The sequence below is a fragment of the Micromonospora sp. CPCC 205539 genome (genome assembly GCF_036906815.1).
In the GTDB taxonomy this organism is placed as follows: Bacteria; Actinomycetota; Actinomycetes; order Mycobacteriales; family Micromonosporaceae; genus Micromonospora.
In genome coordinates, this window is the sequence record NZ_JBAKHW010000038.1 from 1 (window position 1) to 13,690 (window position 13,690).

At 70.3% G+C, this 13,690-nt stretch carries 13 protein-coding genes; 8 read left to right on the top strand and 5 right to left on the bottom strand.

Annotated features, from left to right (window positions below; translation table 11 throughout):
- Positions 1 to 896 precede the first annotated feature (896 nt).
- Positions 897 to 1,160, bottom strand: coding sequence for an SCO4848 family membrane protein (locus tag V6V47_RS26300; RefSeq protein WP_334631053.1), 264 nt, complete (start codon positions 1,158 to 1,160; stop codon positions 897 to 899).
- Positions 1,161 to 1,529: 369 nt separating this feature from the next.
- Between V6V47_RS26300 and trpS the strand changes: the two genes are divergently transcribed.
- Entirely contained in the window at positions 1,530 to 2,588 is a 1,059-nt protein-coding gene (gene trpS, locus V6V47_RS26305) for a tryptophan--tRNA ligase (protein WP_334631054.1), read from the top strand.
- 46 nt (positions 2,589 to 2,634) lie between these two features.
- On the opposite strand, the gene V6V47_RS26310 is transcribed toward trpS, so the two are convergent.
- The gene (locus tag V6V47_RS26310) at positions 2,635 to 3,357 is read right to left on the bottom strand and encodes a hypothetical protein (RefSeq protein WP_334631055.1); all 723 of its coding nucleotides are present in this window, start codon (positions 3,355 to 3,357) and stop codon (positions 2,635 to 2,637) included.
- A gap of 72 nt (positions 3,358 to 3,429) precedes the next feature.
- Here V6V47_RS26310 and V6V47_RS26315 point away from each other — a divergent pair, with 72 nt between their 5' ends.
- The 5 genes from V6V47_RS26315 to V6V47_RS26335 are packed head-to-tail and all read left to right on the top strand — an operon-like array spanning position 3,430 to position 7,649.
- A complete protein-coding gene (locus V6V47_RS26315) occupies positions 3,430 to 4,089 on the top strand; it encodes a winged helix-turn-helix transcriptional regulator (protein WP_334631056.1) in 660 nt (219 codons plus the stop codon).
- A 30-nt stretch (positions 4,090 to 4,119) separates the two neighbouring features.
- Positions 4,120 to 5,331, top strand: a complete 1,212-nt coding sequence (locus V6V47_RS26320; protein ID WP_334631057.1) for a low temperature requirement protein A — start codon at positions 4,120 to 4,122, stop codon at positions 5,329 to 5,331.
- 55 nt (positions 5,332 to 5,386) lie between these two features.
- Positions 5,387 to 5,782, top strand: coding sequence for a YciI family protein (locus tag V6V47_RS26325; protein ID WP_334631058.1), 396 nt, complete (start codon positions 5,387 to 5,389; stop codon positions 5,780 to 5,782).
- A 1-nt stretch (position 5,783) separates the two neighbouring features.
- Positions 5,784 to 7,034, top strand: a complete 1,251-nt coding sequence (locus V6V47_RS26330) for an RNA polymerase sigma factor (protein ID WP_334631059.1) — start codon at positions 5,784 to 5,786, stop codon at positions 7,032 to 7,034.
- Positions 7,035 to 7,058: 24 nt separating this feature from the next.
- Positions 7,059 to 7,649 (top strand): HAD family hydrolase, encoded by a 591-nt coding sequence (locus V6V47_RS26335; protein WP_334631060.1) that lies wholly within the window; start codon positions 7,059 to 7,061, stop codon positions 7,647 to 7,649.
- A gap of 24 nt (positions 7,650 to 7,673) precedes the next feature.
- Here the strand turns inward: V6V47_RS26335 and V6V47_RS26340 are convergent, their stop codons facing one another.
- Complete coding sequence (locus V6V47_RS26340; protein ID WP_334631061.1) at positions 7,674 to 8,645, bottom strand: NADP-dependent oxidoreductase; 972 nt, start codon at positions 8,643 to 8,645, stop codon at positions 7,674 to 7,676.
- Positions 8,646 to 8,816: 171 nt separating this feature from the next.
- On the opposite strand from V6V47_RS26340, the gene V6V47_RS26345 reads away from it, so the two are divergent.
- Positions 8,817 to 9,488, top strand: coding sequence for a YoaK family protein (locus V6V47_RS26345; RefSeq protein WP_334631062.1), 672 nt, complete (start codon positions 8,817 to 8,819; stop codon positions 9,486 to 9,488).
- A gap of 105 nt (positions 9,489 to 9,593) precedes the next feature.
- Positions 9,594 to 10,409, top strand: a complete 816-nt coding sequence (locus V6V47_RS26350; RefSeq protein ID WP_442934310.1) for a SigB/SigF/SigG family RNA polymerase sigma factor — start codon at positions 9,594 to 9,596, stop codon at positions 10,407 to 10,409.
- Here V6V47_RS26350 and V6V47_RS26355 read toward each other — a convergent pair whose 3' ends face one another.
- Both V6V47_RS26355 and V6V47_RS26360 read right to left on the bottom strand, forming a co-directional pair.
- Positions 10,410 to 11,483: a WxL protein peptidoglycan domain-containing protein gene (locus tag V6V47_RS26355; RefSeq protein WP_334631063.1), complete on the bottom strand. Its 1,074-nt coding sequence runs from the start codon at positions 11,481 to 11,483 to the stop codon at positions 10,410 to 10,412.
- Between the two features lie 89 nt (positions 11,484 to 11,572).
- Positions 11,573 to 13,549 carry a metallophosphoesterase family protein gene (locus V6V47_RS26360; protein ID WP_334631064.1) on the bottom strand — a complete coding sequence of 659 codons (1,977 nt, stop codon included), beginning with the start codon at positions 13,547 to 13,549 and terminating at the stop codon, positions 11,573 to 11,575.
- Between the last annotated feature and the right edge of the window lie 141 nt (positions 13,550 to 13,690).

Here is a 13,690-nt window from a genome sequence, read left to right on the forward strand (position 1 = left end):
AAGGACTGCCAGTCCGGGGTATAAATCATAATTGGCACTGGCTTTTCAAGCACCCTGTTGAGTTCTCAAAGAACAACCACACACCGATCAGAAGCCCCACTTCCGTGGAACCCCATCTCGGGGTATTTCGTTCGCGTCCCGCCGCTTGTCTCGCGCCGGGCACTTTTACTACGTTACCTCACCGTCTCGGCCGTGTCAAACCGTGTGTGCCGGTCTGTCATGCTTCGTGCGGGTTGGTCCCGGCGCACTCGCGCAGCAGCGAACCGCTGCGCCAGGTCGTCGGATTTGGCAGGCCGACCGTTGCGGTTTCCCGCAAGCTCGCCCGGTTCCCTGCCGGTCGTGAACCTTACCCGGTCGGTTGCGCTGCACCAAATCCGCCTCGCGGCCGATCCGGCGAGCCCCGCCCGGACCGTGTCCCGCAGGAGCGAACCCCTGCTTGACCCGGTGCCTGCCCGGTTCGGTGCTTCAGGACTTTCGCCCTGTTTTGCCCCGTTCCGCGCTGGCAGAGAGAAAGTTACGCGTTCGCGGGTTTGATCGTCAAATCCGTGGGGAGCGGCCCGCGTCACACTCGCGCTGAGGAGGAGTTTCCGCAGGTCAAGCGGCCGGACTGCCCTCGGACGCCCCTCAGCGGGCCTGGAGGCTGCGGCGAGGCAAGGAGCCGGCGCCTCGGAAAAAGGCTCCGACCCGGCCATCGCCACGGCATCGCGCCACAGCTCGCGGCGACCCTGATCGACTCCAGGTCAGGGATATCGCGGTGTCCCGGGCTACGCGATACCCCGAAATCGCCGAACCCGTGTTGATCACGCGAGGTGGCGGTCTCCTGGTCGGCTCCAGGTCAGGGATGGCGCGCGTCGGCCCGACTTCGCCGACCTCGTGCGGGGAAGGAAGCGAGGACCTCAGGCTGCGGGGCGGTCCGGCTGCCGCCGGGCGACGAACCATGCGCGGATGCCGAGGACGCCGACGGTGGTCCCGATGGCCAGGGAGGCTCCGATCAGCAGAGCGTGCACCCACAGGAAGCTGGTCGCCGCGCCGTCCCCCACGGTGCCGGACTCCCAGGAGCGCGGGTCCTGCCAGATGGCGACCGCGAACCTCGGCCAGATCACCCAGGTCCAGATCCCGACCCCGACCAGGAAGACAGCCCACCTTCGTGACAGCACCATGGCAGCCGAGTATGCCAGCGGAGGGCTGCTCACCAGCACCGCTGTGCTGCCGAAACCGTCCAGCGCGGGCGGTACGGGCGTGGCGGCCCGGGTACGGTGAAGTCGTGGCTCGGACCGGTGTGTGTGCGGTCGAGGCGGTCGACGTGGTCGGCGGTCTCCCGCTCAGCGTGGTGCCCGGGCGCTCAACCAGCTCCGGCGATGGCCGTGAGCAACTTCTGGACGTACTCCGTGCTGGTGGGTTGCGGTTCCGCGCCGGCGCGCGATGGCGGACGGCTCGCTGAGCTGACACCGCTGACCGAGGGGGCGTTTCTGCCCCGCTCGGCGCGCGCCCACGCGTGACCCACCTTCCCGCACGAAAGGCACACCGCCATGTCCAGCGCACGAATGCTCACCGGTGACCGCCCGACCGGTCGTCTGCACCTCGGCCACTACGTCGGGAGCATCGCCAACCGGGTGCGTCTGCACCACCGTTACGAGAGCTTCTTCATCATCGCCGACCTGCACATGCTGACCACCAGGAACCGCCGCGAGGACATCGACCAGGTCGCCGGCAACGCCCGCGAGATGGTGACCGACATCCTGGCCGCCGGGGTCGACCCGGCGCGGGCGACGTTCTATCTCCAGTCGGCCATTCCGGAGGTCGGCGACCTCAACACCCTCCTGCAGAACCTGGTGACGGTGCCCCGCCTGGAACGGGTGCCGTCGCTGAAGGACATGGCCCGGGACGCCGGCAAGGAGGAGATGCCGTACGGGCTGCTGGGTTACCCGGTGCTGCAGGCCGCGGACATCCTCTGCGTGAAGGGGGAGGTCGTCCCGGTGGGCCGGGACAATGCCGCGCACGTCGAGGTGACCCGGGAGATCGCCCGCCGGTTCAATCATCTGTACGGCCCGGTCTTCCCGGTGCCCGAGCTGATCCCGGCCGACACGCCAAGCCTGGTGGGCACCGACGGCGCGGCCAAGATGAGCAAGAGCCGGGGGAACACGATCGCTCTCTCCGACGACGCGGCGACGGTGCGCCGCAAGGTGCTCGGCATGTACACCGACCCGAACCGCGTACGCGCCGACGTGCCGGGGAAGGTGGAGGGCAACCCGGTCTTCGCGTACCACGAGGTGTTCAACCCGGATCGTGACGAGGTGGCCGACCTGGCCGGGCGCTACCGGGCCGGGAAGGTCGGCGATGTTGAGGTCAAGGAACGGCTGGTCGTCGCGTTGGAGCGGTTCCTGGCGCCGATCCGGGAGCGCCGGGCCGGGATCGAAGCCGACCGCGGGTTGGTCGACCGCCTGATCGTGGAGGGCACCGAGCGGACCCGCCAGGAGGTACGGCAGACCCTCGTCGAGGTACGCCGCGCCATGGGCTTGACCAGCGCGTACCAACAGGTGCGACGGCGGGCGGAGCGGAGCCGCCGGCGGACGGACGCCCGGGCCTGAGCCGGGCGTCCGGTCACCGACGTGGCGCCGAACCCGACGGCCGGGCTCAGCGGATGTGCACGTCCGCCAGGTCCAGGGTGATGGGGGTCCAGGTGAGGTCCGGAGTGCGGTCCTCCTGGCGGATGTGGATCCGGCGCCGCGTCGGTACGACCAGCCCGCCGACCTCGGTCTCGCCGCTGACGTAGTGCGCGACTGGCGAGTTGCCGTTGACCACCGGCTGATAGTCCATCCGGCGCAGCAGCCCGCTGTCGTCGAAGTAGTACAGCTGGGTCTCGCTGTGGGTGTCCACGCTTGCGGGGAATGTGACGCTCAGCCCTCGCCATGCCTGGCCGTTCTCCTGCCACGGCTCGATCTCGTGTGCCTCGATGCCGGGCCAGGTGAAGAGGAAGGGCTCGACGAGATAGTGCCAGGTGGCGTAGCCGCGGAAATAGGCCATCTGAGCAGGCGTCCACTGGCTGTCCTGGGCGTAGCCGTCGAAGGTTGCCCGGGGGTGCGTCAGTTCCTCGATGGGGGTGCCGTCGGCGGCGGTGACGGTGATCCGATCGGCCTCCCGGTCGTACTCGGTGATCCGGCCGGTCCCCTCCTGGACGTGTCGGATGCGCTCCCGGTGAAGGTCGGCCTCGACGAGCTCGGTGCCGGCGAACTCGGGTTGGCCCTTGAACTCCCAGAACGGGCCGCCGTACGTGATCCGGGCGGTGAGGGTCGACGCGGCGTTCCACCGGTCCAGACCGCCGTGCCGTTCGATGACAGAAGCGAGAAGTGGGTCCATGGCTTACTCCTAATCTAGGACTAGATGGTGCGAGATTAGCACCATCTAGTGGGCGGCGACTACGATGGCGCCGTGGCACAGCGGAGTTACCAGGACGCCTGCGGGGCGGCGCGCGCGATGGACATCGTCGGCGAGCGCTGGGCCCTCCTCATCGTGCGAGAGCTGGTGTTCGGACCGAAGCGTTTCGGCGATCTGCGCGCCGGTCTGCCCAAGGCCAGCCAGAACGTGCTGAGCCAGCGACTACGCGAGCTGGAGCAGGCCGGCATCGTCCGACGGATCCAGCTCGGGCCGCCCGCGAGCGTGTACGCGTACGAGCTGACCGGACGAGGTCACCAACTCGAGCCGATGCTGATCGAGCTGTCCCGGTGGGGCGCCGGGCTGCCCGAGGAGCCGGACACCGAGATGAGCACGGACGCGTTCATGCTGCTGCTCAAGGCGCTCTACCGCCCGCCGGCCGACGCGCCGCTGACCGCCCGGCTGGCCCTTCGGGTGGGCACCGACGCGTTCGACGTCGGGGTGACGCCGGACGCGATCACGGTGGCCCGTGGCCGGACGAGCGAGGTCGAGGCCACGGTCACCGGCACGGTTGCCGCCCTGCGCGACCTGATGTTCGGGGGCACGCCGCTGCGGTCGGCGATCTCCTCCGGCACGATCGAGGTGCGGGGCGACATCGGGACGGCGGAGCGGTTCTTCCGGCTCTTCTCGGCGCCGCCAAACGGCGAGACCGACTGACAAACGCTCCGTAAAGCGCAGAATGCGAGGATGAAGGGGATTTTCGGCGTTCATCCGGTTCCGGTTGCGGAGACGCACCGGACCACGATGTTCGAGATCTTCTTCGACCTGGTCTTCGTCTTCGCGCTCACCCGGGTCATCACGTTCATGGCGCACTCGCCGACCGCGCTCACCCTGGCCCAGGGGCTGCTCCTCCTGCTGCTGCTCATCTACTCCTGGGGGCCGTACACCTGGTTGGGGAACCTGGTCCGTCCGGACATCGGCGCGGCCCGCGCCGCCAGCCTGGTCGCGATGGCCGCGGTCTTCGTGGCCGCGCTGGTGCTGCCCGACGCCTGGCGGCAGGGTCCGGAGCTCGTCGACGCGCCCCTCGCCCTCGCCCTGGCCTACGTGATCGCGAGGGCGGTGCAGCTCGGGGTCCTGTTCTGGGTGAGCGAGACGGACCCGCCGCTGCGCGCGGTGCTGGTGTTCTTCGCGGTGCCGGTGGTCGTGGCCTGGCTCCCGCTCATCGTCGGCGCGCTGCTCGGTGGCGTCGCCCAGACGGTGCTCTGGAGCGTGGCGATCCTCGTGGACCTCGGCGGCGCACGCATCGCGTCCGTCTTCCGGCCGTGGCCGGTGCGCAGCCTGGACCACTTCACCGAGCGGTTCGGCCTGGTGCTGATCATCGCGCTCGGTGAGTCGCTGATCTCCGCTGGCGCTGGGCCGAGGTCGATGGCACCGACCGGCGCCGCCCTGGTGGGGGCGCTCCTCGGACTCGTCACCACGACCTGCTTGTGGTGGCTCTACTTCGACTGGCTGGCGCCCGCTGCCCGACAGGCGATCATGCGCTTGCCCAAGCGGCGGCGGCTCGACGTGGCCGGCGACGCGTACGGGCTCGCCCACGCACCTTTGATCATCGGTGCCATGTACATCGCGCTCGGCATCGAGCAGGTGCTCGATCAACTCACCGAGGTGCCTCCCCGCTCGGCCCAGGCGGGCTGGATCGCCGCCACCGCGCTCTACGGGGGTGCCGCCCTGTATCTGCTCGCACGGCTGGTCTTCCGCCGGTTCGCGCTCCGCTCCGTCCACCCCGGGCAGGTCGTCGCCGCGCTGCTGCCGCTGGGCCTGCTGCCGATCGGCCGGGCCCTGCCCCCGCTGGCCGCACTGGCCCTGCTGGCCGTCTTCCTGATCCTGGTGACCTACTACGAGCGGCAGGTCGAGCGGCGCGAGCCGCAGCTCGGACCGGCGGCACCGGCTCGCCCGTGAATCGGGAAGAGAATGCCGGCCGCCGTGTCGATATCGCCCGTCACCGTTCGTCGTCATGCTGTACGGCGACCCGCCGCACCGAGAGGAGCCGAACGTGAAGTACATGCTGCTGTTCATGAGCCCCACGACGACCGACGGGGAAATCGTCGACGGGTGCACCTTCGAGGACTGGATCCGTTACGACCGGGAGATGAAGGACGCCGGGATCTGGGTCTCCGGGCACCCGTTGCAGGACCTGACCACCTGCACGACCGTGCAGGTGGGTGCGTCCGGCGAGCGCACGATCACCGACGGGCCGTTCGCCGAGACCCGTGAGGTGCTCGGCGGGTACGACATCATCGACGTGCCGAACCTCGACGTGGCGCTGGACTGGGCGGCCCGCGGCCCGGGTGCCCGGGGCGGCGGCTCGGTCCAGGTGCGCCCGATCGCCGAGATCGAGGTCGAGGTCTGACGTGGTGGGCGAGGAGGCAACCTCGTCCGTCGAGGCGGTGTTCCGGGAGGAACGGGGCCGGTTGCTGGCCTCGCTCGTGCACCGCTTCGGCGACCTCGACCTGGCCGAGGAGGTTGCCTCCGAGGCCATCGAGGCCGCGCTGGTGCACTGGCCAACCGACGGCGTGCCGACCCGGCCGGGTGCCTGGCTGCTCACCACGGCCCGCCGACGCGCCGTGGACAGGCTGCGCCGCGACCGCGTGCTGGCGACCCGGCTCGCCGTACTCCAGGCCGAGGCCGAACGCGCCGGCTCCGCCCCGCCCGCCGACGCGGACCGCGACCTGCCCGACGACCGCCTGGCCCTCTTCTTCACCTGTGCGCACCCGGCACTGCCCGCCCAGGACCGCGGCGCTCTCACCCTGCGCTTCCTTGCCGGCCTCACCACGGCCGAGGTCGCGCGGGCCTTCCTGGTGCCGCCCGCGACCATGGCCCAACGACTCGTCCGGGCCAAACGGAAGATCCGTGAGGCGCGCATCCCGTTCCGGGTGCCCGGGGCCGACGAGCTGCCCGAACGCCTGCCCACGGTGCTTCAGGCGGTCTACTCGGTCTTCACCGAGGGGTACGCCGCCAGCTCCGGCCCGGATCTTCAACGGACCGACCTCGCCGAGGAGGCCATTCGGCTGGCCCGGATCCTGCGCCGGCTGCTGCCCGCCGAGCGGGAGGTTGCCGGGCTGCTCGGATTGCTGCTGCTGATCCACGCTCGGCGTGCCGCGCGTACCGGCCCGGACGGCGAGGTCATCCTCCTCGACGACCAGGACCGGGGCCGCTGGGACCACGGCATGATCGACGAGGGCCGCGGACTGGTGGTGGTCGCGCTGACCGGCCGACCACCCGGGCCGTACGGGGTGCAGGCCGCCATCGCCGCGCTGCACGACGAGGCTCCCGACGTGGCCAGCACCGACTGGCCCCAGGTGGTGGCGCTGTACGACGTGCTGCTCGGCCTCGTCCCCTCGCCGATCGTCGCGCTCAACCGGGCCGCCGCGGTGGCGATGCGGGACGGGCCGGATGCCGGGCTCGCACTGCTGGACGACCTGGCCGACGACTCTCGGCTGAACGGCTACCACCTCTATCCGGCGACCCGGGCCGACCTGCTGCGTCGACTCGGCCGGCACGACGAGGCCGCAGCGGCGTACCGCCAGGCGCTGACCCTGGTCGGCACCGAGCCGGAACGGGCGCACCTGCGCCGTCGGCTGGAGTCCGTGACGACCGATTGAGCATCGCCGCTGTACCCTGCTCCGGTGAGTCTGCCCCTGCCCGCCGGCGAGTTCGCGGCGTACCTGTTCGACTGCGACGGCACCATCGTCGACAACATGCCGCTGCACTACCTGGCCTGGCAGCGCGCGCTGGACGAGTGGGGTTGCGAGTTCCCGGAGGACCTCTTCTACGCGTGGGGTGGCCGGCCGACCGCCGACATCATCGTCGCGCTCAACGAGCAGCACGGCCTGGCCATGCCGGTGGCGACCGTCGTCGAGCGCCGGGAGGGCTACTACCAGGAGTTGTTGCCACAGCTCGCCGCCGTGCCCGAGGTGCTCGAGCACATCCACGACGCGCACCGGCGGGTCCCGTTCGCGGTCGTCTCCGGCAGCACCCGGGCCTCGGTCACCGCCTCCCTCGAGGCGCTCGGCCTGCTGGACCGGTTCGATGTGCTGGTCTGCGCCGACGACTACACGCGGGCCAAGCCCGACCCGGAAGCGTTCCTGCTCGCGGCGCAGCACCTCGGCGTACCCCCGGGCTCCTGCCTGGTCTTCGAGGACACCGACCTGGGCATCCAGGCCGCGACGGCGGCCGGCATGGCTTCGGTACGCGTGCCGCAACCACGCCACCGCTGAGCGCTGCGGCCGTGCCGCACGCGGTCAGCTCACCGTGAGCAGCAGCTTGCCCAGGTACGAGGTCTGCAGCCGCCGGTGCGCCTGCACCACCTTTCCGAGCGGGAACGTCTCGGCGACGTGCACCTCGAACGACCCCGCCTCGATGAGTTCGTTGAGGCGCTCTAGCTGTCCGGGGTTCGCCTCGCCGTCGTACGCCCGGACCGTCACGCCGGCCCGCTCGCGCGGCTCCGGCTGGACACCGTGGGCGTACGCGACCACGCCGCCGTCGGAGAGCGCTTCGGTGAGCCGGTCCAGCGTCTCGCCGCCGGCCATCGCCAGGATGCCGCCCACTCCGGACGGGGCGGCGTCGCGGATCAGCGCGAGTATCTCGGTGAGGTCGCCGTGGCCGTCGAGGGACACGTCGGCGCCGAGTCGGGTCACCAGTGCCACCCCGTCCGCCCCGGAGGCCACGGCGATGACGTTGAGCCCCTGCCGCTTGGCCAGCTGCACGGCGAGGTGACCCTGCCCGCCGCTCGCACCGAAGATCAACACCCAGGAGCCGGCCGGCAGGGCGAGCACATCCAGCCCCGCCAGCGCGGTCAACGCGTCGGTGGGCATCGCGCCGGCGTGCTCCACCGACACGCTCGCGGGCAACTTCGCGACATACTGCGCCTTCGTCGCCGCGTACTCGGCGTAGAAACCACCCTTGGGGTGGCTGGGGGCGGACGCGTAGACCAGGTCGTCGACCGCCACGTTGCCGACCTTGGCGCCGACCGCGACGACGGTTCCGGCGCCGTCGGCACCGGGCACGATCGGGAACGCCGTGCCCTCGGGCACCAGCGTGCCCTGAAGCTCGTACGCGTCCCACACGCCCACGCCGGCGCTCCACACCTTGATCAGCACCTCGTCGTCGGCGATCTTCGGCACCGGCAGGATCCGCAGGGTGAGCACCTCCGGCCCGCCGAACTCGTCGAAGGCCGCGGCCTGCATCCGCTCGGGCACATTTCCGTCAACCATGTGGCTTCCCTCTCCGTGCCGGCGTCACCGTCGCAGCATGCCGTGCCGACGACCGACCCGGTCCGGAGCTGAGCCCCGTTCACCCACAAGGGCGACCCGCGGCATAGCCGGGGCCGACACGGGAATGGCTGCGTGCCTGGAGTCAGCCGGCGCAGGGCGGGAGGAGTCCTCGTGCACGGTCCGTCGAGGCGCGCCACGGCCGGACTCCTGGTGGTGCTCGCCGCCGCCTCCGGCTACCTGGACGTCATCTGCCTGACCCGGCTCGACGGGTTCTTCGCCAGCGTGATCACCGGCAATCTCGTGCACTTCGGCCACGCGATCGCCACGGCGGATGGCCGCTCGCTCGCCGGCGCGGCGGCAGCGGTCGGGGGCTACGCCCTCGGCGTGGCCGGCGCCACGCTGCCGTTACGCCACACCATGCCGGGCTGGAACGGGCCCACGGCCGTGGTGGCCGGGGCGGAGTCGGTGCTGCTGCTCGGGTTCGCGGCGGGCTGGTTGGGCTGCGCGGGGCGTCCCGGATTCGCGGCCGGTCTCGTGCTGCTGGCGGTGGCGTCGGTGGCGAGCGGAGTGCAGAGCGTGATCACCATCGGCGCCGGGGTACGGGGAGCCTCGACCACCTATCTGACCGGCTCGCTGACCAGTCTGGTCAGGCGGCGTGTCCTCGACCCGCACCGTTTCGCCGACGTGGGTGGCGCCGGTCGGTTGGTGGGCCTGGTCGGCGGTGCCGCGCTCGGCACGGTGGGGCTGCGCGCGACGGCAACCTGGGCGCCGGTGCTGGCGGCGGTGCTGGTGATCGCGGTCGTCACGGTCGCCATCGGCCTGACCCGCCGAACAGTCACGTGACCATCAGCCTTTCGGCTATCTTTTCATCGTCCGTAGGTCTAGTGTCGGTCCAACGGCCGGCGCGGCACCCGCGAAGCGTCGCCTGGGATCAGCGGAGGTACCAGCATGACCACCACCACCACGGACCGCCCCGCCCCGGCCGGCACCCGCACCGACCACGTCGCCACTGCGGACTCGCCCGCGACCCAACTGCTCACCGCGATGGCCGCGCTGCCCGCCAACCACCCGTCGCGCCCCGCACTACGGGACCGGACGATCGAGGCCTGGCTGCCGCTGGCCAACCACCTGGCCCGCCGCTACAGCGGCCGCGGCGAACCGGGTGACGACCTGGCGCAGACCGCCGCCATCGGCCTGATCAAGGCCATCGACAAGTTCGACCCGTCGCGCGGCGTCGACTTCGCCGGCTACGCCATCCCCACCATCATCGGCGAGCTCAAGCGGCACTTCCGCGACCGCACCTGGGACATCCGGGTGCCCCGCCGCCTCCAGGAGCTGCGGCTCGCCATCTCCGACGCCAACAGCTCGCTGCTGCAGACCCTCGGGCGCTCCCCGACGGTCGCCGACATCGCCGCCCACCTCAAGCTCACCGAGGAAGAGGTCCTGGAGGGCCTGGAGGGCGCCCGCGCGTACAACGCGGTGTCGCTGTCCACCCCCACCGGCGACGGCGAGCGCGCCACCGAGCTGGGCGACATGCTCGGCAACGAGGACGCCGAGTTCGACCTCGCCGACCTGCGTGCCTCTCTCAGCCCGGCGCTCGCCACCCTCGACGAGCGCGAGCAGAAGATCGTCACCCTCCGGTTCTACGGCAACCTGACCCAGTCGCAGATCGCCGAGCAGGTTGGTGTCTCGCAGATGCACGTCTCCCGGCTGCTGACCCGCGCTCTGGTCAAGCTGCGCGGGCAGTTGGCCGACACCTTCTGATCAGGCCGTCGGCGTCTCCTGGTCGCGCAACGCCTGCTCGACGGCCTCGCGAACGCGGCTGTCCTCGTTCACCTTGCGCCGTGCGCGGTTGCGGCGGGTCAGCAGGACCGCCCCGACGATGACGGCGATCAACACGACGAGCAGCAGCACCAGCGTCCACGGGAGTGCCCAGCCGTGCGCGGTGACCTGGATCGGCTTGAGCGAGGTGGTGGAGCCCGACGCGTCGGTGAGCAGTGGCGTGAGGGTCGCGGTCGCCGCCAGTCGGAGCGCCGGTGCCACGCCGCCAACGGGCACCGTCACCGTCCGGCTCTCACCCGGCAGCAGCTCCGGCGGCGCCGCGATGTCGCCCGCCTGGGCCCGCAGCACACCGAACGGGCCCGACACCGACACCGTCTGCTGAGCCGACAGGACGGCGTTGCCGGTGTTGTGAATCGTGTAGGTGACGGTGGCGTGACCCTTGCTGAACGGGTTGGAGGTGCCGCCGTAGCCCACGTGCAGGTCCTCGATCGCGAGGTTGGGCTTGAGTTCACCGCCGACCCGCAGCTTGATTTTGATACCCAGGCGCCGATCGACGTTGATGCCCGCCGCGTCATTGGCCTGCGTCAGCGAGGTGACGATGCCGCCCACGTAGTCGCCCGGCGTGGCATTTCCCGGAACGGTGACCGTGAACGGGACCTGGGCGGTCTTGCCGGGCTGGATGGTGACGCTGCCGCTGTTGGCGTGGACCCAGGCACCGACCGCGACGGACGTGCCGTCCTTGGCGAGCAGGTCGAGCTGACCGGCGTTGGTCGTGAAGCCGTCGGCGGCGTAGACCGCCAGGTTGAGCGGCACCGGGCCACGGTTCGCCACGACCATGGCGTCCTCGACCCGGCCACCCGGGTTCGCGGCGTAGCTGAAGCTGGACCGAGCCGCGCCGTAGCTGTTGGAGGCCGTCCGGACCGTCCAGGCGACATCGCCCTCCGCGGCAAGAGCAGGGCCGGCGGCCAGGGCGGCGACGGCGGAGGTCGCGAGCAGGGCCAGGGCGGTGGCACGAAGGCGGGTGGCGGTCTTCCGACGGGTTACGGACGCATACATCTCGGGTCCTCAAAGGATCTTGGTTGGGCGTGGAATGGAGCGGCGGGGTAAGCACCCGAAGATGCCTACCCCGCCGTTGAGCTCTCCGGTCAGCTGCTGAGCGCAGTGATCGTGAGGGTGGCGCGGTAGTTACCCTTCGCGATGCTGTCCGGGATCTTGAGGTCCAGGTCGGCGCCGAGCTTGGCTCCACCGCGGGCGTGGCCCTGCGCGGCCGAACCGAGGCCACTCGAAGCACCCAGGCCCTTGCCCTGGTCGTCGTAGGACGACAGGACCGGAGCACCGGCCACGGCACCGGCACCGGCGTCGAGGACGTACGGGGTCCAGCCCAGGTAGGAGCCGGCGAACTTCTTGTCGGCGTCCTGGAAGTCACCCACGCTGGCCGAGATCGACCATGGCGCGAGCGTGCGCCGGCTGTCCGACACGAGGATCGGGTTGATCTTGCCGGTCGCCTCGAAGTAGGTGCCATCGCGCTCCTGCGCGACACCGAGGTCCACCAAGCCGTTGTAGCCGTCGATCGTCCAGCCGAACTCACCCGGAGCCGGGGCCGGCACGTTCACCTGGATGGCCTGGCCGTCGCCGCGGTACGGGTGCACCGTCACCTTGTCGACGATCGAGCCGACCGGCTGACCCTCCGGGGTGTTGATGCAGGAGAGGCCCTTCTCGACCGCCGCGTTCGGGGCGGCGCAGGTGCCGCTGCGGAGGTTGTTGACGACGAGCTTGTCGTTGCGCACCTCGACCTTGACGTAGGTCCGGACGTGCTCCTGGTTCTGCACCGAGTTGTACCAGTAGTTGTCCGGGTTCAGCGGGTCAGCACCGTTACCGGCACCGCTCGTGCCGCTGCTGTCCGGCTTGGTGATGTCGTAGTACTTCGAGCCCGAGGACGAGTTGGCCGTCACGTAGAGCACGCCACCAGGGCCGGCGACCACGTCGTCGGCGCCGGGCTTCTCGGCCGGGTTGGCCTTCTCGCCGTTCTTGATGAGGTAGCTGCGGGAGTAGCTGTGGTCGTGACCCTGGAGGACCATGTCGACGCCGAGCTTGGAGAAGGTGGTCGGGAAGTCGACCCGGCGCGCCTTGTTGTCGGCGTCCTTCGCGTGGTCGGCCGGCGAGTAGATCGAGTGGTGGTAGACGAGCACCTTCCACTTGGCCTCGGAGCCGTGCTGGTTGATGACGTCGGTGACGTACGAGACGTGCGCCGCGTCGCCGCCGCCGCCCTGCGCGGTGGAGTAGCTGTTGCTGTTCAGGTCGATGAACAGCACGTCCTTGTAGATGTACCAGTAGTCACCGCCCGAGTTGTTGCCGGCCGGGTTCCCGTTGTTGTAGTACGCGGCCGAGCGGTCGGTGTTCGGGGTGAAGTGGTGCTGCTCGTACGCCTTGCCGCCGACGTCGTGGTTACCGATGGTCGCGGCGACGGGGTACTGCCGCAGCTGGTCGGGCCCGAGGAAGGCGTTCCACTGGGTCTCGTTGTTGGCGGACTCGACGTGGTCACCACCCGACACCAGCAGCTCGATGTTCGGGTTGGCGGCGGTGGCGACGTTCAGGGTCTCCTGCCAGCCGGCCTGGTCCTTCAGCGGGTCGCCGGAGGAGCCGATCTGCGGGTCGCCGAAGAAGAGGAAGTCGTAGTTGCCCTCGAAGTCCTGCGTCTTGAAGGCGTACGCCGGGGACCAGCTGCCCTCGGCGCCGACCCGGTAGGAGTAGGCCGTGTTCTCCTTCAGACCGGTGATCGTCGCGTGGCGGTTGAAGCCGCCGCTGGAGGCGATGTTCGCGCTGCCGGTGGCGCCGAAGGTGATGGCGCCGGCGGGGAACTCACCGTTGGCGAGCTCGGCGGTCGGCGCGAGCTGGATCTTCTGCGCCGTGTCGGCAGAGGAGTACCAGGTCACGATGCGCTGGGTCTCGTTGGCACCCACACCGAGGACGATGCCGGTCACCGTGGTGGCGTCCGCGGCGCTGGCGACGGCCGTCAGGCCGCTACCGAAGGCCGCGGCCGTTCCCAGGAATCCCGCTACGATCCCGGCGACCAAGCGCCGCCGCACGAGCCCGGGATGTCCCGTGGAGGTGGTCAATGTCATCGACATTGTTCCCTTTTCGAATAGAGAAATGGATGAGCCTCTCCCACTGAAAGGGGGAGCGAACTCAAGCTTTCGCTGCATGGTGAACCGGCCATGAACGTGATCTTGCGGATGCCTGCACTTCCCGAATCACCTGCGCAG